This window comes from Rhodococcus sp. 05-339-2 (assembly GCF_002258965.1).
GTDB lineage: Bacteria > Actinomycetota > Actinomycetes > Mycobacteriales > Mycobacteriaceae > Rhodococcoides.
This window is the reverse complement of record NZ_NOYW01000018.1, coordinates 180,564-201,409: the sequence shown is the minus strand read 5'-3', so window position 1 is coordinate 201,409 and position 20,846 is coordinate 180,564. Positions and strand designations below refer to the sequence as shown.

Here is a 20,846-nt window from a genome sequence, read left to right as displayed (position 1 = left end):
GTGAATGCGATTTCATCGGCAAGACTGGTCGGCGTGAGCAGACGAGCAGAACCCACGGCCGGAACGCTGTTGCTGTTGGGTGGGCGCAGCGAGATCGGACTGGAAGTCGCTACCCGACTTGCCTCCGGCCGAACCGTCGTACTGGCAGCTCGGCGCAGCAGTGACCTCGATACCCAGCAACGACGAGTGCAGCACGCAGGCGCGGACGCCGTTCACACCGTCGAGTTCGACGCGAACGCGATGGACACCCACGCCGAGCTCGTGAGCCGGGTTGCGGAGCGATACGGTCCGATCGGGATCGTGGTGTTGGCGTTCGGCATCCTCGGGGATCAAGCGCGCGCCGAGAACGACGCTCAGCACGCTCTCGAGGTCATCACCACCGACTTCCTGGCTCAGGTTTCGGTGCTGACCCATGCGGCGAAGTTGCTCCGAGCGCAGGGGAGCGGCGACCTGGTCGTGTTCTCGTCGGTGGCGGGAGTTCGAGTGCGGCGGGCCAACTACGTGTACGGGTCGGCAAAGGCCGGTCTCGACGGGTTCGCCGGCGGACTGAGCGATTCCCTGCACGGCAGCGGGGTCCATCTCCTACTCGTTCGTCCGGGATTCGTCATCGGTTCCATGACCGAGGGGATGACACCCGCGCCCATGTCCAGTACACCGGATCAGGTCGCCGACGGCGTGGTCACCGCGCTGGGCAAGCGTCGGGCCACCGTGTGGATCCCCGGCACTCTGCGACCGGTGTTCTTCGGCATGCGTCTACTGCCGCAATGGCTCTGGCGCAGGATGCCGCGCTGATGGTGGCACCGGTGCCCAACCCGATCGTGGTCGTCGGAATCGGTGCCGATGGCTGGGACGGACTGTCTGTCGGTTCTCGCACGGCGATCGAGCACGCCGATGTGGTGTTCGGCTCGGCCCGCCAGATCGCGGAGGTGCGAGAGCACTGCACCGAGACCAGGACGTGGCCCAGTCCGTTGGTGCCGAATCTACGGCCGATGCTCGACGCCTGCGCAGGTGTTCGTGTCTGCGTGCTGGCCAGCGGGGATCCGATGTTCCATGGCATCGGGGTGACGCTGGTGCGGGAGTTCGGTGCCGATCGCGTACGGGTCCACCCGGCACCGTCCTCGGTATCACTGGCATGCGCGCGACTGGGCTGGGCACTACAGGACACCTCGACGGTGTCCCTGGTGAACACCCCAGCCGAGACGGTGTTGCCCGAGTTGGCCGACGGTCGTCGGATACTGGTGTTGAGCCGGGGCAGCAGTACGCCGGGCGAGATCGCGGCTGTGTTGTGCGCCAACGGCTTCGGATCGAGTGAACTGACCGTCCTCGAGCAGCTCGGCGGACCGGCCGAGCGGGTCGTCGGCGGAATCGCCCGAGAGTCGACGTTCGAGGGCGTCGACCCACTCAATGTCGTTGCACTGCTGTGTGTCCGAGATCCCGACGCGCCCCGCCACACCCGCATTCCCGGCCTCGCCGACTCTGCGTACACCGGAGATGGCCAGATGACCAAGCGGGAGGTTCGAGCACTCACTCTCAGCGCGTTGGCGCCGGCACCCGGAGAGTTGCTGTGGGACATCGGAGGCGGCTCGGGAACCATTGCCATCGAATGGATGCGGACCGACCGATCCTGTCGCGCAGTGACGTTCGAGAGCTCGCAGGCACGCCGTGAGCAGATCGAGACCAATGCACTGCGCCTGGGAGTTCCGGGGCTCGTGGTGCACGGCGATGCCCCGGGGAGCTTCGCTGCGGTCTCCGACTCGTATTCGGTACCGGATGCGGTGTTCATCGGTGGCGGGTTGACCGGGGCCGACATGCTCGAGACGTGCTGGAACGCGGTGCGCGCCGGCGGACGACTGGTCGCCAATTCGGTGACCGCAGAATCGGATTCGTTGTTGCTGACCGCGGCGGCGAAGTACGGCGGAGAGCTCCGCAGGTTCCAGATCTATCGCGGTGAACCGTTGGGCTCGTTCACGACGTGGAGACCGCAGCTGCCGGTCACGCAATGGTGTGCGACAAAACAATGGACTGCGACCGAACGGTGAGAGTCCTGATTCTCGGTGGTACGACGGAGTCGCGGGGACTCGCGGTCGCTCTGGGCGCGGTGCAGGGGATCGAGACGATCACCTCGTTGGCCGGACGGGTTGCCGAGCCGATTCTGCCTGTCGGACGGACGCGAATCGGTGGCTTCGGGGGTCCGGACGCCCTTGCAGTGTGGCTGCGAGACAACGCAATCGACGTGGTGGTGGACGCGACACATCCGTTCGCCTCCACCATCGGTGCACACGCCGAGCAGGCCACGCGGGAAGCGTCGGTCGCGCTGCTGGTACTGACTCGGCCACCGTGGACCGCGGGAGAGGGTGATCGATGGACCTCGGTCGCCTCACTGCCCGACGCGGCGTCGGCGATCACCCCCGGAAGCAGGGTGTTCCTCACGACCGGCAGGCAGGGTGTTCATCATTTCGCGAGTGTCGATCACTCGTGGTTTCTGGTCCGAGCGATCGACCCTCCGACCGGCCCGGTCCCGCCGCACATGACGCTGCACCTGAACCGTGGTCCCTTCGACGTCGACCACGAGGCGATGATGCTCGCGGACAACCGAATCGACCTGTTGATCACCAAGAACAGCGGCGGCGACATGACGCGGGCCAAGCTCGATGCTGCCCGAGCGGCATCGATTCCGGTGATCGTGGTCGACCGTCCTGCGCGCACCGGCTCGGCGCCGACGGTGTTCGACATCGCGGCCGCCGTGGACTGGCTGACGAATCGACTACGCTCCGCCCTCTGACGGGTACCGGCGGGAGGTGAACACTTTCGGTCCGCTTCCCGTCTCGACCACCGTCGTCATCGACGATCCGATGATGAGCAGGCACCGCATGTCGATCGACTCCGGGTCGAGTTCGCCGAGCGTGACGGTGCGAACGGATTCCTGCGCGCTGCCCACTGCGCGTCCGATGACCACGGGGGTCTGCGACGAACGGTGCTCGAGCAGAATGTCTTTCATCGCCGCAACCTGCCACGTTCGTGATTTCGAGGCCGGGTTGTAGATTGCGATCGCCATGTCGGCTCCGGCTACCGCCGAGAGCCGTGCTGCGACGACGTCCCAGGGCTTGAGGCGGTCGGAGAGGGAGACGACGGCATAGTCGTGGCCGAGCGGTGCGCCCACTCGACTGGCAACGGCGTTGGCGGCCGTCATTCCGGGCACCACCCGTACCGGTACCGAGTTCCACTGCTGCTCGGCTGCCACTTCGATCACGGCGGTGGCCATCGCGAACACCCCCGGATCGCCGGAGGAGACCACGGCCACTCGGCGACCCTGTTTGGCGAGATCGAGTGCGAAGGCGGCGCGTTCGGATTCGACCTTGTTGTCACTGGCGTGTCGAACCTGTCCGGGTCTGGGAGGTACCCGATCGATGTAGGTGACGTAGCCCACGAGATCGGTGGCGGCGGCCAGTTCGGCGCGCACCTCGTCGGTCGTCCATGCGTCGTCGCCTGGACCGAGGCCGACGACGACCACTTCTCCGGTGCCGGTGCGCGTTTCGGCTCGGTTGGACGGGCTCGGCACGACGATCATCGAGAAGTAGGGCACGTTGTCGGCGTCTGTGGCGTCGAGTACTCGCTGCTGGGGCGTGCTGGCGCGTTCGACGTAGCGCGCCTCACCCAACCGGCCGGAACGCTCCAGTGCCTCGAGCACCGTGGGGTAGGTCCGGCCCAGCTTCATGATCACGGCCGCGTCGGTGCCGCGCAGTCGGCGCGTGAGTTCGTCTGCGGGCAGCGTGCCGGGAAGCACGGTGAACACTTCGTCTCGCTCCACGAGCGGAGTTGCCAGCGCGGCCGAGGCCGCACTGACCGACGTCACGCCGGGCACGACCTCGACCTCGAAGCGGTCGGCCAACCGTTTGTGCATGTGCATGTAGGAGCTGTAGAACAGCGGATCGCCCTCGGCGAGAAGCACTACGGAGCGTCCCGCATCCAGATGGGACGCCAGCCGTGCGGCAGCGGATTCGTAGAACTCGTCGATCGCACCCTGATATCCGCCGGGGTGCGCCGTGGTCTCGGTGGTCACCGGATAGACCAGATGTTCCTCGAGCTGCCCGTCCCGCATGTACCCGGCCGCCAGTCCGCGGGAGATGCTGCGACCGTGCTGCGCACTGTGGAAAGCGACCACGTCGGCCTCGGCGATCACACGAGCGGCCTTGACCGTCAACAACTCCGGATCGCCGGGACCGACGCCGACACCCCACAGTTTTCCGGTAGTGGTCATTCCTGCTCGCTCGCGATGGCATTGACGGCCGCGACGGTGATCGGACTGCCACCCCGTCTGCCTCGAACGACCAGATACTCGACGCCGAGGTCCGCGGCGATCAGGTCCTCCTTCGACTCGGCCGCCCCGATGAATCCCACCGGGCCGCCGACGATGGCCGCCGGCTTCGGCGCTCCGGCCGCGAGCATCTCCATCAGGTGGAAGAGCGCAGTCGGTGCATTGCCGATCGCGACGACGGCACCGTCGAGCTTGTCGCCCCACAACTCCAGCGCCGCAGCAGTTCTCGTGGTGCCCATCCGCTTCGCCAACTCCGGCACCCGCGGATCGGACAGGGTGCACAGCACCTCGTTGTCGGACGGAAGACGACGACGGGTGATACCGGCGGCAACCATGTTGGCGTCGCACAGAATCGGCGCGCCCGAGTTCAGTGCCGCGCGAGCGGAGGTCACGACCGCGGGGGTGTAGCCGATGGTCTCGGTCAGATCGATCTCTCCGACCGCGTGAATCATGCGCACGACGACCTGTGCCACGTCCGGTGCGAACCGAGACAGATCTGCTTCGGCTCGGATCGTCGCGAACGATTGCCGATAGATCTCCGCGCCGTCGCGGACGTAGTCGTGCATGCGTTTCACGATAGGGGAGAGGGACCCCTCAGCAGAAAACCGGTCGCACCTGGGGTGAAGGCACCCACTCAGGACACGCGGTAGCCGATTCCCGTCGCGATGACGTCGGTCACCTCGCCCTTGGGCCGTCCGCAACGCCGTTCGCACCCGGACCAGTGTTGCCGCTCGTCGCGCGGCGTCATCCGAGCATCGACTGCCGCGGAGAGGTCGGCTCGCACGTCGGCCAACGACTTCTCGCACCCCGGCGATCCGGTGCACGCACTCACCCGAATCCACGGAGATGCTGCGTCGAAGATCAGTCCCATCGGGGCGAGCACGCGGACGACCTGTTCGGCCGGTTCCTCGTCCAGGTCGCACACGATCAGCGATCGCCACGGCGTCATGATCAACGGACGGTCGATGGCGGCGAGGAACTCTGCGAGCCGCGCCCCGAGAACACCGTTGGCCAAGCCTGCGGCCAGCGCCACCAGACCGTCGTCCTGGTCGAGCCATCCGATCGGTGGCACCTCCACGGGTGCGGGCAACGTCAGGGCGGGGCCGGCCGAGAGCCCGAGACGGTCGATGATCTGCGCCGGGCCGTCATCCAGTTCGGCCACCCGCCACTGGGACTGCCGCAGTTCCACGAAGGCACCGGCGCAGTCCAGCAGCGTCGAGACGACCTTGTCGCGGTCCACGCGAACGCCGCTGTCCCGGCCCGCCAGCAGCACAGCGAACGAACCGTCGGGCTGGGCGTAGGCACCGAAGTCCGGTTCCAGTCCGCACAGGTCGCCACGGCCGTCGTCGAGCGCGAAGAGCGTTCGCCCCGGCAGTTCGGCCAGGTCGGCTCGTGCGCACAGGCCTTCGTCCAGCGCGCCGATCAGCGCACGCACATCGGTGAGGCCGCCCACCCGGCCCGACAGTGGAGAAGCGAGTATGTTGCGGACCCTCTCGTGCGTCGAGGACGGAAGCAATCCCGCGTCGGCCAGCCTGCTCGCGAAGCCGTCCGGATGCGACACCGCGCGCACCTGGATGTTGCCCCGCGAGGTCAGTTCCAATGTGCCGTCACCCAGCTCCGCAGCGGCCTGCGCCAGCACCTGCATCTGGCCCGGCGACACGACTCCGCCCGGCAGCCGAACTCGTGCCAGCGGCCCGTCCGCGGCCAGATGGGTCGTCAGCGCTCCGGGGCAGCCGTCGGGCACCGACCTCTCTGGCGAACTCATGGTCACCAGGCTACAAGCGCAGCGGGTGGCCCGATTCCATGCTCGCCCCGGTAGCATTCGATGTCCACGGCTCAGGCCGAGAGGAAACCGGCGAGAATCCGGTACGGTCGCGCCACTGTGACGCCCCATGCAGTCCCTCGGGACGGGGCAGGAGTCAGACCCTCTCGCCGACGAGTCGAAGACCGACACACCGATTTCCAGGGGCGCGAAACCCCCGAGGAGGGCGTTACCCGTGTTCTTGCTGCTGTCCACATCGGACACCGATCTGCTCAGTGCCCGTGCCAGTGGAGCCGACTTCAACTGGGGAAACCCTTCTCGCCTTCTCGCCGAGGACGTACCGGCTATGGCTGCGACGGCAGAGCTGATCATCGTGCGCATCCTGGGGTCTCGTCGATCCTGGGAGTCGGGCATCGACGCCGTCCTCGCCACCGGACTGCCCGTCGTCGTACTCGGCGGCGAGCAGGCACCCGACGCCGACCTGATGGAGATCTCGACGGTCCCCGCGAACGTCGCCGCGCAGGCGCACAACTATCTGGCCGAAGGTGGGTCCGACAACCTGCGTCAGCTGTACAACTTTCTCTCCGACACCGTGTTGCTGACCGGGCACGGTTTCGACGCCCCACGACACCTCCCGACGTGGGGTCACCTCGAGCGCCACTCCGCCGCGAGCTCCGACGGTCCGACGGTGGCCATCCTCTACTACCGCGCCCAGCATCTTGCCGGTAACACCACGTACATCGACGCTCTCGCCACCGCGGTCGAGAACGCCGGTGCCACCGCGCTCCCGATCTACTGCGCGTCGCTGCGCACCGCGGAAGCCGACCTGCTCGACACGCTGAAGTCGGCGGATGCGCTGATCGTCACCGTTCTCGCCGCGGGAGGCACCAAACCGGCCGGAGCGTCGGCAGGCGGGGACGACGAGGCCTGGGACGTCGCCGAACTCGCTGCCCTCGACGTCCCGATCCTCCAGGGACTGTGTCTGACGAGTTCGCGCGCGACGTGGTCCGAGAACGACGACGGACTCTCCCCGCTGGACGTGGCCACGCAGGTCGCCGTCCCGGAGTTCGACGGCCGGCTCATCACGGTTCCGTTCTCGTTCAAGGAGATCGACGACGACGGGTTGACCACGTACGTTCCGGACCACGAGCGTGCTGCTCGGGTGGCGGGCATCGCGGTCCGGCACGCCCGGCTGCGGCATATTCCCGCTGCCGACCGCCGCATCGCGCTGATGTTCTCGGCCTATCCCACCAAACATGCGCGGATCGGCAACGCCGTCGGTCTCGACACTCCGGCGAGCGCGATCGCGCTGATGTCGGACATGCGCGCCGCCGGCTACGACCTCGGACCGCTCGACGGCCCGGATTCGGTGCCCGGTCTGGCTGCTCGCGACGGTGACGCACTCATTCACGCGTTGATCGCCCGCGGCGGCCAGGATCCCAACTGGCTCACCGACGCCCAGCTCGAGGGCAATCCCATTCGCATCTCGGCCGCGCAGTACGGCCGGTGGTTCGAGCAGCTTCCCGCCGATCTGCGCGACGGCGTGATCGAGCACTGGGGCCCCGCGCCGGGCGATCTCTACGTCGATCGGTCTGCCGATCCGAACGGTGAAATCGTCATTGCAGCAATGCAATTCGGCAACGTGGTGATCATGGTGCAGCCACCTCGGGGATTCGGCGAGAAGCCGGTTGCGATCTATCACGACCCGGACCTGCCGCCGAGCCATCACTATCTGGCGGCCTACCGGTGGATCTCGGCCACCGAGGCCGACGGCGGCTTCGGTGCGGACGCCATGGTCCACCTGGGCAAGCACGGCAACCTGGAATGGCTGCCGGGCAAGACACTCGGTATGTCCGCCTCCTGCGGAACCGATGCGGCGTTGGGCGACCTGCCGTTGATCTACCCGTTCCTCGTCAACGATCCTGGGGAGGGCACGCAGGCCAAGCGTCGAGCGCACGCCACTCTCGTCGATCACCTGATTCCGCCGATGGCGCGTGCGGAGAGCTATGGTGACATCTCCCGGCTCGAGCAATTGCTCGACGAGCACGCGAACATCTCGGCACTCGATCCGGCCAAGCTGCCTGCCATCCGCCAGCAGATCTGGACGCTGATGACCGCGGCGCAGATGCACAAGGACCTCGGACTGGAGGAGCGCCCCGACGAGGAAGTGTTCGACGACATGCTGTTGCACGTCGACGGCTGGCTGTGCGAGATCAAGGATGTGCAGATCCGCGACGGCCTGCACATTCTCGGCCAGGAACCCGTCGGCGATGCCGAGGTCGAGTTGGTTCTGGCCATGCTGCGTGCTCGGCAGATGTGGGGCGGGGAGCAGACGGTTCCAGGTCTGCGCGAGGCGCTGGGTCTGAGCGAGGACGGAGACGAGGATCGCACCCGCGTCGACAGTATCGAGGCCGTCGCCCACGGATTGGTCGCGGCGATGCAGGCAACTCAGTGGGATCCCGCAGCGGCCGCGCGAGTGGCGGGCGAGCACGGCGGCGTGGTTGTACAGATTCTCGAGTTCGCCGCAGCCGAGGTCGTTCCGAGACTGCGCGGGACCTCACGCGAGATCGCCCAGGTACTGCACGCGCTCGACGGCGGTTTCATCGCGGCAGGGCCCAGCGGTTCACCGCTGCGCGGGCTGATCAACGTTCTGCCCACCGGCCGCAACTTCTACTCCGTCGATCCGAAGGCCGTGCCGTCGAAGTTGGCGTGGGAGACCGGTCAGGCGATGGCGGAGTCCCTGCTCGCTCGCTACCGCCAGGACCACGGCGAGTGGCCGAAATCGGTCGGGCTGTCGGTGTGGGGCACGTCGGCCATGCGGACCTCCGGCGACGACATCGCCGAAGTCTTCGCACTGTTGGGCGTGTCACCGGTGTGGGACGAGGCGTCGCGCCGAGTCACTCGGCTCGAGGTGATCGATCTCGTCGAGCTCGGCCGTCCGCGCATCGACGTGACGGTCCGCATCAGCGGGTTCTTCCGTGACGCGTTTCCCCATGTGCTCGCATTGCTCGACGATGCGGTTCGGATGGTCGCCGCGTTGGACGAGCCGGCCGATCAGAACTACGTTCGAGCGCATGCGCAGGCCGATCTCGCCGAGCACGGTGACGAACGGCGTTCCACCACACGCATTTTCGGATCGAAGCCGGGGACGTACGGTGCCGGGTTGCTGCAGCTGATCGACAGCAAGACCTGGCGCAGCGACGACGACCTGGCGCAGGTCTACACCACCTGGGGCGGCTTCGCGTACGGCCGTGGTCTCGACGGCGTTCCCGCCTCGGACGACATGCGCACCGCCTACAAGCGCATTGCCGTTGCCGCCAAGAACACCGATACGCGTGAGCACGACATCGCCGATTCCGACGACTACTTCCAGTACCACGGAGGCATGGTCGCAACCGTGCGTGCGTTGACCGGGAAGTCGCCCGAGGCGTACATCGGTGACAGCACGCGGCCGGAATCGGTTCGCACGCGCACGCTCTCGGAAGAGACCGCGAGAGTGTTCCGCGCCCGGGTGGTGAACCCGCGGTGGCTCGAGGCGATGCGCAGGCACGGGTACAAGGGCGCGTTCGAGATGGCGGCGACCGTGGACTATCTGTTCGGCTACGACGCGACGACCGACGTGGTGCAGGACTGGATGTACGAGAAGCTGGCCGAGACGTACGTGCTCGACGAGCAGAACCAGAAGTTCATGCAACAGTCCAATCCGTGGGCGCTGCACGGTATCGCGGAGCGGCTGCTCGAAGCGGCCGAACGGAAGATGTGGGCCGAGCCGGACAAGCAGGTTCTCGACGGGTTGCGCAAGGTGTATCTGGAAACCGAGGGCGAGCTCGAGGGCGAATAGCGACGTATTCTGAGCAGTATGGCTGCCACCTTCGAAGACATTGCCAAAGGCAAGTACGTACTGCTGACGACGTTCAAGAAAGACGGCACCGGGGTTCCGACTCCGCTGTGGGGTGCCCTCGACGGGAATCGGCTGCTGGTCTGGACGGTGGCCGATTCGTGGAAGGTGAAACGGATTCGCCGCAACCCCGCAGTCACGCTGGCACCGTGCGACATGCGCGGTAACCCTCAGGGCGACGCGGTCGACGCACGGGCCGAGATTCTCGACGCGGCCGAGACGGAGAAGGCTCGCTCGGCGATCGCGTCGAAGTACGGACTCATCGGATGGCTCACGGTCAAGGGAAGTGTGCTGCGACGGGGCAAGAGCGGTTCCGTCGGATTGGCGATCACCGCCGCCTGAGTCGCGATTGGTGCCATCGTTCGCATGCGCGGTTCCGAATGCTTCGTGAGGCAGCTTCCCCTGCTGCCGGAATGGAGCACCACGTGCCAATCGCAGTGACCGATTACAACCATGTTCGCCTCACCGTCAGCGACATCGAACGGTCCCGGTCGTTCTACGACTCGGTGTTCGGCTTCGACGTCGCGTACGCCTGGGACCCCGACGCGGACGAAGAGACCAAGAAGGCGCTGTGGTTCCTCTTCGGCGGCGTCATCTACAAATTCGGTGGTGGCCTGCTCGGTCTGCGCCCGGTCGCACCGAGCGACGACACATTCGCCGAGGACCGTTGCGGACTCGATCACCTCAGTTTCACCGTCGACACCCGCGCCGCCCTCGAGGACGCCGTGAAGACACTCGACGAGTTGGGTATCGCGCACGAGGGCATCAAGGACGCCGGGCCCGGACTGTCCATCGTGGAGTTCCGCGACCCCGACAACATCGCACTCGAGCTCTCCGGCCCCGACAAGTAGGTCGCGCTACCGAGCCCTACTGCGCGGCGCTCACCGACGACATGTGAAAGTCGGGGATGCGTAGCGGCGGCATCGCCGTGCGAGTGAACCAGTCCTTCCACTCGCGCGGCAGTGTCGCCTCCGTTGCGCCCGCCTCGGTGACGCGTCGCAACAGATCGAGCGGGCTCTCGTTGAAGCGAAAGTTGTTCACTGCGCCGGTGATCCGACCGTCCTCTATGGCGTAGACCCCGTCTCTGGTCAGCCCGGTGAGCAGCAGCGAGGTGGGATCGACCTCTCGGATGTACCAGAGCGTGGTCAGCAGCAGGCCCCGCTCGGTTGCGGCAACCATCTCGTCCAGCCGAGTATCGGTGCCGCCGGTCATGACGAGATTGTTGCCCGGCACCGCGACGGGTGCGCCGAACTTCTGCGCGGCGGCACGTGGGTAGGACAGGGCCGCGACCGAACCGTCGCGCACCCAGTCGACCCGCTCGATGTCCATGCCGTTGTCGAACACCGATACCGCATCACTCGACGAGCCGGCGATCACGAACGGCGCGTACTCGAGTCCGGATGCGCGTGGGTCGGAGTACAGCGTCAGCGGCAGGTCGGTGAGTTTCTCACCGACTCTCGTTCCCCCGGCCCGCGAGAGAGCGGTGCGGCCTTCCTGCGCTCCGCGGCCTTCCATGGTCCACATCAGGTAGATCATCAGATCGGCCACCGCCGACGGGGGCAGCAGAGTCTCGTACCGACCGGCGGGCAGTTCGACGGTGTTCCGGGCCCAGCCGAGTCGGGTGGACAGTTCCGCCAACATGGTTCGGACCGAGACGTCCCGGAAGTCGGTTGTTCCGGTGCCCACCCAGGCGCTCGCCCCGGATCGCTTGCCGTTGATCTCGACCGATCCGGTGGGTTGGGTGAACGTACGGCGCACACCGGTCGAGGTTCCGAGCCAGACGTTGTCGACGGTGTGCTGCGCGAATCCGTACAGCGTGTCCTCGCCGTCGAATCCGACGTTCAATTCCGTTGCCAGCGAACCGAACACGTCGATCGACGTGTGCGTCGCACTGCGGTCCCAGTTCTCCGATCCGGAGGCGGACCCGACCGAATCCGAAGGCAGCAGCGGCATCGCGTCTTCCGCGGTCTCTGCCGATCGTGCTGCCGATTCGCTTGCCCGCACCACCGCCTCGATGTCGTCCGGGTCGACACTCGTCGACGACACGGTACCGACTCGAGTGCCGTCCGCCCCGCGCACGATCGAGATGACCTCCCAACGACGCGAGGTGGCAATTCCGTTGGTGGTCATGGAGTTTCCGGCCCACCGCAACGTTGCGTCACTGGAGTCGGTGACGATCACGATGGTGTCGTCGACACTCGCGTGGGCGAGTGCACGTTCGATCACGAGCTGCGGAGCGATCATCGGCCTGCCTCCGATCGGGTGTTGAGGACGTTGACGCCGCGGAACAACGCGACGGGGCAGCCGTGGCTGACGGCGGCAACCTGCCCGGGTTGGGCCTTGCCACAGTTGAATGCGCCGCCGAGTCGCCACGTGGACTGTCCACCGAGCAGTTCCATCGAACCCCAGAATTCGGTGGTGGTCGCCTGGTACGCCACATCACGCACCTGGCCGTCGAGCACGCCGTTGCGGATTCGGTAGAAGCGTTGGCCGGTGAACTGGAAGTTGTACCGTTGCATGTCGATCGACCATGATTTGTCGCCGACGACGTAGATGCCGTCCTCCACCTCACCGATGACGTCGGCTGTGGATCGATCGGTGTCGGGGTCGGCCTGCAGCGACACGTTCGCCATACGCTGGATCGGCACGTGATGCGCAGAATCGGCGTACGAGCACCCGTTGGACCGCTCGAGACCGAGCTTCGGGGCGAACACTCGGTCGAGTTGGTAGCCGACCAACGTCCCGCCGCGCACCAGATCCCATTTCTGCGATGCCACTCCGTCGTCGTCCCAGCCGATGCTGGCCAGACCGTTGACCTCGGTTCGGTCCGCGGTGACGTGCATGATGGGCGATCCGTAGCGCAACGTACCCAGCTGGTCCGGAGTCGCGAACGAGGTGCCGGCGTAAGCAGCCTCGTAGCCGATGGCCCGATCGTATTCCGTTGCGTGCCCGATCGATTCGTGAATGGTGAGCCACAGGTTGGTCGGATCGATGACGAGATCCGTCGGTCCTGCCACGACCGACGGTGCCTTCACCTTCTCGGCCAACCATTCGGGTATCCGCGCAAGCTCGTCGGCCCAGTCCCAGGTGCCGTTCTCACCCAGGTACTCCCAGCCTCGTCCGACCGGTGGCGCGAGGGTACGCATGGTCTCGAACGCACCGGCGGATCGATCCACGGTGGTGGCCTCGAACTGAGGATGGAGTCGAACCCGCTGCTGAGTGATGCTGCTGCCGGCCAGATCCGCGTAGAACGACTGCTCCTTGACCTGCAGAACCGAGGCGGTGACGTGGTCGACGCCATCCGACGCGGCCAGCCGGGACGAATACTCCGCGAGCAGTGACACCTTCTCGGCGGTGGGTACCTCGAAGGGGTCGATGTCGTACTCCGACACCCACGTTGCGCTCGAGTACACCGGCTCGGCAGCGAGTTCCACGCGTTCACGATTGAGTGCGCGCAGCGCTGTGGCCACCTCGACTGCGCTCCGGGCCGTGGCTGCGGCTGCGTCGGTGCCGAGTTCGGCGTGCGATGCGAAACCCCAGGTCCCGTCGACCACGACCCGCACGGCGAGACCGATCTCCCCGGCGTCGACGGCGGATTGAACGGAGCCGTCGCGCAGCGAGATCGACTGAGTCGTCGAGCGCTGCACGCGAACATCGGCGTGCGTTGCCCCGGCGGTCCGTGCCGTGCTCAGGGCGGCGTCCGCGAGGGCCTGCAGGGGCAGAGCCAGGAAGTCGGCGTCGACCGACCGATCCGATTGTCTCGTCACGCCTCAAGACGCTAGCCGAATTGTTGCCATCCGAGTCGGACGACCATCCCCACCACCACGACGAGCAGGACGATTCTCACGAATCCGGCACCGCGGGCAACCGCCGTACGCGACCCGAGGACGGCACCGAACACGTTGCACACCGCCATGACCGCTCCGAGTTGCCAGTAGACGCTGCCGGTGACCGCGAAGAAGGCGAGGGCACCGACGTTAGACCCGACGTTGATCACCTTGGCCATCGCGGCGCTGCGCACGAACTCGGTACCGAGCAGCGTGGCGAAGGCGATGATGAGGAACGTTCCGGTGCCGGGCCCGAGAATGCCGTCGTAGAAGCCGATTCCGGCGGCTGCGCAGCCGATGACGATCAGAACCTTGCGATGGGTCGGCGGCGACGGTGCCGCCGTTCGGCCGATGGTCGGACGGCAGGTGACCAGTACGGCCACACCGACGAGAACGACCATGATGATCGGGATGAACAGCTCGCGATCGATCAACGACACCGCAGCAGCGCCTGCGGCCGAGGCCACGGCGGCAAGGACGGCGGCCGGAATCAGCACCGGCCAGTTCAGCGGGACCTTCCGCGAAAAGGTGACGACGGCGGCGACGGTACCGAACACGGCAGTTGCCTTGTTCGTCGCCAGCGCCGCCTGCTGCGTCAGCTGAGGGGCCACGAGAAGGATGGCGGGCAGCAGGATGAGACCACCTCCGCCCACCACGGCGTCGACCCAACCGGCGGCCGTGGCAGCGACCATCAGCAATCCCCAGTCGGCAGCAGTCATACGGCAAACTCAATCACATGCGTCGATTCAGTCTGTGGCTCCGTGGGCAGCCGTTCGTGGCCGACGCCCTGCTGGCGGCCGGGCTGTTCGTCCTCGACATTCTTGTGTTCGTCAGCTCGGTCGACGGTCTCAACGCACCGTTGTTCCTGGTGTTCTCGGTGGTGCTGACGATTCCCGTTGCATGGCGGCGCCGTCTGCCGCGCTCGATCGCAGCGCTCACTCTCGTCACCGCGCTCGCCTCCGACACAGCAGGCAGCCTGGCGGGCGATGCGTACAACGGTCACCCGGCCGCTCTTGCCCTGCCGATCATGCTCTACACCCTGGTTGCGTACGTCGGTCGAATCCAAGCCGGCATCTATGCCGCCGCGCTCGCTGCGTACACCGCCGCGAGCCTCTACCTGTTCGACCAACCGGTCTTCACGACGCTGTTGTTCAGCGCGCTGATGTACGCGCTGTCGTGGGTTGCGGCGGAATTTCTCGGTGCCCGCAGGGCATACGACGAAGCGACGCAGGCCCGTCTCGTCGTGGCCGAGTACGACAGGGACAGACGCGCCGAGGAGGCCGTGATCTCCGAGCGCACGCGCATCGCACGCGAGCTGCACGACGTCATTGCCCACAGCGTCAGTGTCATGGTGGTCCAGGCCGACGGTGCCTCGTATGCCATCAGACGCAACCCCGAGCGTGCAGAGCAGGCCGTTGCCAACATCTCCGCCACGGGCCGGTCGGCGCTCGCGGAGTTGCGTCGAACGGTCGCCTTGCTGCGGACGTCGCCCGACTCGGACGACATGCCCCAGTACGGGACAGCGGGACTGGCGCGTGTCGTCGAGATGATGGGTCGGGCCGGGTTGAACGTCGAACTCGAACAGACCGGAAATCTGGACGACATCAGCCCGGCGATCAGCCTCGGAGTTCATCGGTTGGTCCAGGAATCGCTGACCAACGTTCTCCGGCACGCCGGCCATGCGCCGCGCGCCGTCGTCAAGGTCGTTCGCGAGGAGGAGGCGGTCACCGTCGAGATTTCCGACAACGGCACCGGCTCCGGCGCACCGACGTCCGCGGACGGCGGTGGGCACGGACTGCTCGGAATGCGTGAGCGAGTAGCGGTGCTTCGAGGAACCCTGCATGCGGGTCGGACGCCACACGGCACTTGGCTCGTGCGGGCGACGCTGCCGATCGAGTGAGGGCTAGGTTGGGTCGGTGCCGATCACCGTTGTCGTCGTGGACGACCAGGAACTCATGCGCATGGGATTGAACATGGTGCTCGAGGCGCAGGACGACATCGAGGTGGTGGGGGAGGCGGCCGACGGGGCAAGTGCCGTCGAAGCCGTAGCGAGACTGGCACCGGCGGTGGTGCTGATGGACGTCCGGATGCCCGGTGTCGACGGCGTGACCGCTACCCGCACCATTACCGAATCCGGTTCGGACGCCAAGGTTCTGGTGATGACGACCTTCGATCTCGACGAACACGTCCTCGGTGCACTCAGGGCGGGGGCCAGTGGATTCCTGCTCAAGGACACTCCACCGGAGGACCTGGTCTCCGCGATTCGCAGCGTGGCCGCAGGCGACGCCGTCGTCTCACCGAAGGTGACCAAGCGCTTGCTCTCGAGGTTCGTCGCACAGACTCCGTCGACCACCGACGCCTCCGTTCTCGACGCGCTCACCGGCCGTGAGCGCGAGGTGCTGGTGCACCTGGCGACCGGCTTGTCCAATGCGGAGATAGCGACCGCACTGCATCTGTCCGAGGCGACGATCAAGACCCACATCGGCCGAATTCTGACGAAATTGGGTGTCCGCGATCGAGTCCAGGCGGTCGTGCTGGCGTACGAAACCGGACTCGTTCGGCCGGGTTCCTGAGAATCTCCCGGCAAACCGGTCACACCGGGAGCGATTTCGATGCCCCGCGCGTTGTACCGATGAAGCGAAGAAAGGACCGTCATGCTCGCTCTGTTCATACTCTACGTCGTGGTCGAGGTCGCAGCGCTGGTCGCCGTGGGAAGCGCACTCGGCGTGCTCTGGACCGTTGTGTTGCTGATCGGCGGATCGCTGGTCGGGTCACTGCTGGTGCGATCGCAGGGCAGACGTGTGTTGGACGGTCTGCAGAGGGCATCGAGAGGCGAACGATCGGCCGGTGGAGCCGTGGCCGATGGAGCTCTCTTCGCCGCAGGGTCGGTCGCGATGTTCGTGCCGGGTCTGGTGACCACGGTGATCGGATTGCTGTTGATGATCCCGCCGACCAGGTGGCTGCTACGCCCAGCGGTGATGTGGGCCGCCGCACGCTGGTTGCCGCAGGTTGCGACCGCGACCCGGCGCATGCGCCCCACCGTCATCGACGGTGAGATCCTCGACGATGACGTCGACAGGAGTACTCGCGCGCCGAATGCATCCGGTTCTGCGCTGATCCTCGAGGGACAGGTGATCGAGGCGGACCGGTTCGATCCCGCCGGTGGGGATTTCCGGAAGCCGCACCGGTAGGGGCAGACTGGTCGTTCGTGACCACCGAATTGTTCTGCGGCGGACGGATCTACAGTCCGATGGCTTCCGACGCCACCGCCATGGCCGTGACCGATGGAATCGTCAGTTGGATCGGTGAGGATCGCACCGGGCGAGCGCTCCACCCAGGGGTCCGCATCACCGATCTGGCCGGGTCCTTCGTGGCACCGGCGTTCGTGGACACTCACGTGCACGTCACCGACCTGGGGCTGTCGTTGGTCGGACTCGATCTGTCCGACTGCATCTCGCTCGAACACTGTATGCGGGTGCTCGCCGACCACGCATCGTCGTCGTCGGACGCTCTCGTCTGGGGACACGGGTGGGACGAAACCGAGTGGCCCGAACGTCGCGCACCGTCGACAGCCGACCTCGATGCGGCGGCACCCGGGCGCCCGGTGTATCTCGCTCGCATCGATGCGCATTCGGCCGCCGTCTCGACGCCGTTGCGCGTTGCCGCCGCCGGTATCGAATCGACCAGCGGCTTCGCGGGGCAGTCTCCGCTCACCGCTGCCGCGCATCACCTCGCCCGGCTGACCGCGCGGTCGATGATGACGGCCGATACCCGGGATCGGGCTCGAACGGCTGCGCTCGACAGCGCTGCGGCGCAGGGAATCGTCGCTGTCCACGAATGTGCCGGTCCGATCGTGTCGGGGATCGACGACTTCCGTGAACTGATGTCCACCCGACACGGAGTGGAGGTGCGCGGATACTGGGGCGAGCTGGTCGAGACGGCCGAGCAGGCCCGACAGCTCCTCGAGAGCACCGGTGCCCACGGGTTGGCCGGCGACATCTTCGTCGACGGCTCGCTGGGGTCGCGGACCGCATGGTTGTCGTCGCCGTACGCCGACGATGCCGGATCGGGCGTGTCGTACGAGAACGTCGATGCGATCGCAGCACACATCTCGGCGTGCACGACGGCAGGAGTGCAGGCTGGTTTCCACGTCATCGGTGACGCGGCGATTTCGGCTGCCGTCACTGCATTCGAGCAGGTGGTGGCCGAACTCGGAACTCCTGCCGTCGCCGCGTGCGGGCACCGGCTCGAACATTTGGCCATGGTCGCACCCGAACAGGCCGACAGATTGGCGTCGTGGGGCGTGATCGCCAGCATGCAACCGATGTTCGACGCACTGTGGGGCGGCACGGAAGGGTTGTACTCGGCGCGGCTCGGCGCAGACCGGGCGTCGGCGCTGCATCCGTTCGCGCGCTTGGCGTCGGCGGGGGTGTCGCTCGCGTTCGGGTCGGATGCGCCGGTCACCCGACTCGATCCGTGGGCGACGATCAGGGCGGCAGTCGATCACCGCACGCCGGGCAGTGCCATCTCGCCCCGGGCAGCATTCTCGGCCTCCACCCGCGGAGCATGGCGCGCGGGCGGAGTCCGAGACGGATTGGCAGGGACATTGGTGCCGGGGGCTCCCGCGTCCTTTGCGGTGTGGGAGGTCGACGAGCTCGTCGTCCGAGCACCCAAGGACAGCGTGCAACGGTGGTCGACGGACCCACGCGCGGGGGTATCTCCCCTGCCCGGTCTCGACCCGTCGTCCACGGCTCCACGGTGCTCGATGACCGTGCATCGCGGACAGGTCATCCATGAGAACTGAGTCCGCTTCGGGTGTCGAGACGGTGGTGTCATCGGCGGAGCGGCTGCGCCGGGCCGCACTGTCCACTGCGCTCTCCGTTGCCGGTGGTGCGCTGATATTCGCGAGCTTTCCGCCGCGAACCCTGTGGTTCCTGGCACCGCTGGGTATCGCGCTGCTGGCCCTCGTTCTGACCGGCTTCGGCGGCCGTGGTTCGGTATCGCTGAAAGCGGGATTCGGCTACGGCTGTGCCGCCGGCCTGGGATTCTTCGTTCCGCTGCTCCCATGGATCGGTGTGTACGTGGGACCGATGCCCTGGCTGGCGCTCGCCCTCGCCGAATCGGTCTTCGTCGGCCTGTTCGGAGTGCTCGGGGTGTTGGCGGCACGGAGTGCATGGTGGCCGTTGTCCATGGCATTGGCCTGGAGCCTGACCGAATGGCTCAGATCGAGTGTTCCCTTCGGTGGCTTTCCGTGGGGTCGACTGGCATTCGGACAACCCGAGGGCTGGCTGCTTCCCTTGGCGAGCATCGGGGGTGCACCGTTGCTCGGTTTCGGGGTGGCGCTGACCGGAACCGGAGCGGCTGCTCTGCTGTTCGCGGTCGGTCGACGAGGAGGAGTGCGTTCGTACCTCGGACCGGTCGCCGCAACGACGGTGGCGTCCATCGTGGCGCTGATGCTGCTACCGACGCTGCACAGCAACGACTCACCGGAGGGCGACGAACGGACGGTGACGATCGCGGCGGTCCAGGGAAGCGTTCCGCGGCTGGGTCTGGATTTCAACGCACAGCGGCGAGCGGTGCTGGACAATCACGTGCGGGAGACGATGACGTTGGCCGCTGACGTCGAGGCCGGCAGGCAGCCTGCTCCGGATCTCGTCGTATGGCCCGAGAATGCGTCCGATATCGATCCGTTGAGAAATGCCGATGCTGCGACTCTCATCACAGAGGCGTCGGTGGCCGTGGGGGCTCCGATTCTCGTCGGCACGGTACTGGTCAATGCCGATGGCACGAACACCAATTCGGTGATTGCGTGGAACGGTACCGATGGGCCCGGTGAGCGGCACGACAAGAAGATAATTCAACCGTTCGGCGAATACTTGCCATTCCGAAGTTTCTTCCGCTTGTTCTCGGAATATGCCGACCGAGCGGGTTATTTTGTCCCCGGCGACGGAAATGGAGTGGTACGCGCCGGGGGAATAGCGGCCGGCATAGCGACGTGCTACGAAGTCGCATTCGATCGCGCCCTCGAGGAATCGGTCCGATCGGGCGCAGAGTTCATCGCCATACCCACCAACAACGCGACCTTCGGTGACACCGAGATGACCTACCAACAACTCGCGATGTCCAGAGTGCGCGCCGTCGAGCACGGGAGAACAGTCGTGGTGGCGGCGACGAGCGGCGTCAGCGCGATCGTGTCGCCCGACGGACACGTTCTGCAGCAGACGCCGCTGTTCACCCCTGACGTGCTGGTGTCCAGTGTCGTACTGAGACAATCCCTCACCGTCGCGACACGAATCGGCGTCGGATCGGAACTGGTGCTGTGTCTGGCAGCCGTCGGAGCACTCGGCGCAACGCTTCTGTCCGGGCGCCGCCGTTCCGCCTCGTGAAACAATCGCCGAGTCGGTGAACAGTGGGTTTTTCGCGTCGCCGAGTCGGATACGAGTAGGGCAAAGGCGTTCGACCCGGCACGCGGAGTCATTCGATCGACCGAATAGCATCTGTTCGAGTAGCACTCGCGGTCACTTCTGTAACAGGCTGGAGACGGCGATCGATGGTTCTTATGATTACCGTCCAAAAGAACCTTGCCGATGTTGTATCTTTGTAAGCCGCTGGGATGCTCGACGCGGGATTTCCGGGCTCGACTTTCAGTGGATGACCGACAGTCTCGCGTTGGTATGTGAGCGCTGCACCGACGCCGACAGTGTCGAGCGTGTCGTACGCCTGGCGGGGAGGGGAGTTCGTGTCGTACAGGACAATGGATTCGAGAGTCACCACACACTCATTCGAAGAACTCACGGTTTGTTCCATCCGGTAGAACCGGGTTCTCTCCCTGTTTCAATCCGATCGGTGATGCGCGACGAATTGATACAGAGCCATATCACCACCGAACGTGTGTGAAACGACACGAACGCAGACCAGAACGGAAGCCAGAATTGCTCAATCGCGCGCACAGGCCGCCGCGGCTCGACACTCCCAACCGACCCGAGGGCTCCGAGTCGATCGACTCGACGTCGGCCTTCGTCGTCGTGACCGTGCCGCCGAAGG

The 20,846-nt window shown here is 66.2% G+C and carries 17 protein-coding genes; 11 read left to right on the top strand and 6 right to left on the bottom strand.

From position 1 onward, the window contains the following. The first annotated feature begins 33 nt into the window (after positions 1–33). From CH273_RS18660 to CH273_RS18650, 3 genes are read left to right on the top strand one after another with little or no spacing between them, the layout of a single operon-like run. A complete protein-coding gene (locus CH273_RS18660; protein ID WP_032398082.1) occupies positions 34–792 on the top strand; it encodes an SDR family NAD(P)-dependent oxidoreductase in 759 nt (252 codons plus the stop codon). Continuing rightward, positions 765–2,039 carry a precorrin-6y C5,15-methyltransferase (decarboxylating) subunit CbiE gene (gene cbiE / locus CH273_RS18655; RefSeq protein ID WP_230597020.1) on the top strand — a complete coding sequence of 425 codons (1,275 nt, stop codon included), beginning with the start codon at positions 765–767 and terminating at the stop codon, positions 2,037–2,039. The genes CH273_RS18660 and cbiE overlap by 28 nt, the downstream gene beginning before the upstream one ends. Then, on the top strand, positions 2,018–2,782 hold the full coding sequence (locus CH273_RS18650) for a cobalt-precorrin-6A reductase (RefSeq protein ID WP_032398083.1): 765 nt from the start codon (positions 2,018–2,020) through the stop codon (positions 2,780–2,782). Before cbiE ends, CH273_RS18650 begins: the two co-directional genes overlap by 22 nt. Here CH273_RS18650 and cobJ read toward each other — a convergent pair. From cobJ to cobG, 3 genes are all read right to left on the bottom strand, one after another. Further along, positions 2,765–4,258: a precorrin-3B C(17)-methyltransferase gene (cobJ, locus tag CH273_RS18645; protein ID WP_032398084.1), complete on the bottom strand. Its 1,494-nt coding sequence runs from the start codon at positions 4,256–4,258 to the stop codon at positions 2,765–2,767. The genes CH273_RS18650 and cobJ overlap by 18 nt on opposite strands. Then, positions 4,255–4,881, bottom strand: a complete 627-nt coding sequence (locus CH273_RS18640; protein WP_032398476.1) for a precorrin-8X methylmutase — start codon at positions 4,879–4,881, stop codon at positions 4,255–4,257. Before CH273_RS18640 ends, cobJ begins: the two co-directional genes overlap by 4 nt. A 68-nt stretch (positions 4,882–4,949) precedes the next feature. After that, positions 4,950–6,080 (bottom strand): precorrin-3B synthase, encoded by a 1,131-nt coding sequence (gene cobG, locus CH273_RS18635; protein ID WP_052050361.1) that lies wholly within the window; start codon positions 6,078–6,080, stop codon positions 4,950–4,952. 232 nt (positions 6,081–6,312) lie between these two features. Between cobG and cobN the strand changes: the two genes are divergently transcribed. The 3 genes from cobN to CH273_RS18620 all read left to right on the top strand — a co-directional run bounded on the left by cobN (position 6,313) and on the right by CH273_RS18620 (position 10,826). After that, a complete protein-coding gene (gene cobN, locus CH273_RS18630; RefSeq protein ID WP_032398085.1) occupies positions 6,313–9,918 on the top strand; it encodes a cobaltochelatase subunit CobN in 3,606 nt (1,201 codons plus the stop codon). A gap of 18 nt (positions 9,919–9,936) precedes the next feature. Next, a complete protein-coding gene (locus CH273_RS18625; RefSeq protein ID WP_032398086.1) occupies positions 9,937–10,317 on the top strand; it encodes a PPOX class F420-dependent oxidoreductase in 381 nt (126 codons plus the stop codon). Between the two features lie 83 nt (positions 10,318–10,400). After that, complete coding sequence (locus tag CH273_RS18620; protein WP_032398478.1) at positions 10,401–10,826, top strand: VOC family protein; 426 nt, start codon at positions 10,401–10,403, stop codon at positions 10,824–10,826. 16 nt (positions 10,827–10,842) lie between these two features. Here CH273_RS18620 and CH273_RS18615 read toward each other — a convergent pair whose 3' ends face one another. Genes CH273_RS18615 through CH273_RS18605 form a run of 3 tightly spaced genes read right to left on the bottom strand, consistent with a single transcriptional unit; the run spans position 10,843 to position 14,521 of the window. After that, complete coding sequence (locus CH273_RS18615) at positions 10,843–12,219, bottom strand: metallopeptidase TldD-related protein (protein WP_032398087.1); 1,377 nt, start codon at positions 12,217–12,219, stop codon at positions 10,843–10,845. After that, positions 12,216–13,742 (bottom strand): TldD/PmbA family protein, encoded by a 1,527-nt coding sequence (locus CH273_RS18610; protein WP_032398088.1) that lies wholly within the window; start codon positions 13,740–13,742, stop codon positions 12,216–12,218. Before CH273_RS18610 ends, CH273_RS18615 begins: the two co-directional genes overlap by 4 nt. Positions 13,743–13,753: 11 nt before the next feature. Beyond that, positions 13,754–14,521 (bottom strand): TSUP family transporter, encoded by a 768-nt coding sequence (locus tag CH273_RS18605; RefSeq protein WP_032398089.1) that lies wholly within the window; start codon positions 14,519–14,521, stop codon positions 13,754–13,756. Positions 14,522–14,538: 17 nt separating this feature from the next. On the opposite strand from CH273_RS18605, the gene CH273_RS18600 reads away from it, so the two are divergent. From CH273_RS18600 to lnt, 5 genes are all read left to right on the top strand, one after another. Next, on the top strand, positions 14,539–15,702 hold the full coding sequence (locus tag CH273_RS18600) for a sensor histidine kinase (RefSeq protein WP_032398090.1): 1,164 nt from the start codon (positions 14,539–14,541) through the stop codon (positions 15,700–15,702). Between the two features lie 16 nt (positions 15,703–15,718). Continuing rightward, positions 15,719–16,375, top strand: a complete 657-nt coding sequence (locus tag CH273_RS18595) for a response regulator (protein ID WP_032398091.1) — start codon at positions 15,719–15,721, stop codon at positions 16,373–16,375. 81 nt (positions 16,376–16,456) lie between these two features. Further along, positions 16,457–16,993, top strand: a complete 537-nt coding sequence (locus tag CH273_RS18590) for an FxsA family protein (RefSeq protein WP_032398092.1) — start codon at positions 16,457–16,459, stop codon at positions 16,991–16,993. Positions 16,994–17,052: 59 nt separating this feature from the next. Further along, positions 17,053–18,606, top strand: coding sequence for an amidohydrolase (locus tag CH273_RS18585; protein ID WP_052050506.1), 1,554 nt, complete (start codon positions 17,053–17,055; stop codon positions 18,604–18,606). Then, entirely contained in the window at positions 18,596–20,188 is a 1,593-nt protein-coding gene (gene lnt, locus CH273_RS18580) for an apolipoprotein N-acyltransferase (protein ID WP_082322661.1), read from the top strand. The genes CH273_RS18585 and lnt overlap by 11 nt, the downstream gene beginning before the upstream one ends. Positions 20,189–20,846 lie beyond the last annotated feature (658 nt).

Coding starts and splice junctions, on each gene's coding strand:
- cobG (WP_052050361.1), bottom strand. CDS start 6,080: ATGAGTTCGCCAGAGAGGTCGGTGCCCGACGGCTGCCCCGGAGCGCTG.
- lnt (WP_082322661.1), top strand. CDS start 18,596: ATGAGAACTGAGTCCGCTTCGGGTGTCGAGACGGTGGTGTCATCGGCG.
- CH273_RS18625 (WP_032398086.1), top strand. CDS start 9,937: ATGGCTGCCACCTTCGAAGACATTGCCAAAGGCAAGTACGTACTGCTG.
- CH273_RS18640 (WP_032398476.1), bottom strand. CDS start 4,881: ATGCACGACTACGTCCGCGACGGCGCGGAGATCTATCGGCAATCGTTC.
- CH273_RS18600 (WP_032398090.1), top strand. CDS start 14,539: ATGCGTCGATTCAGTCTGTGGCTCCGTGGGCAGCCGTTCGTGGCCGAC.
- cobJ (WP_032398084.1), bottom strand. CDS start 4,258: ATGACCACTACCGGAAAACTGTGGGGTGTCGGCGTCGGTCCCGGCGAT.
- CH273_RS18605 (WP_032398089.1), bottom strand. CDS start 14,521: ATGACTGCTGCCGACTGGGGATTGCTGATGGTCGCTGCCACGGCCGCC.
- CH273_RS18590 (WP_032398092.1), top strand. CDS start 16,457: ATGCTCGCTCTGTTCATACTCTACGTCGTGGTCGAGGTCGCAGCGCTG.
- CH273_RS18650 (WP_032398083.1), top strand. CDS start 2,018: ATGGACTGCGACCGAACGGTGAGAGTCCTGATTCTCGGTGGTACGACG.
- cbiE (WP_230597020.1), top strand. CDS start 765: ATGGCTCTGGCGCAGGATGCCGCGCTGATGGTGGCACCGGTGCCCAAC.
- CH273_RS18615 (WP_032398087.1), bottom strand. CDS start 12,219: ATGATCGCTCCGCAGCTCGTGATCGAACGTGCACTCGCCCACGCGAGT.
- CH273_RS18585 (WP_052050506.1), top strand. CDS start 17,053: ATGGCTTCCGACGCCACCGCCATGGCCGTGACCGATGGAATCGTCAGT.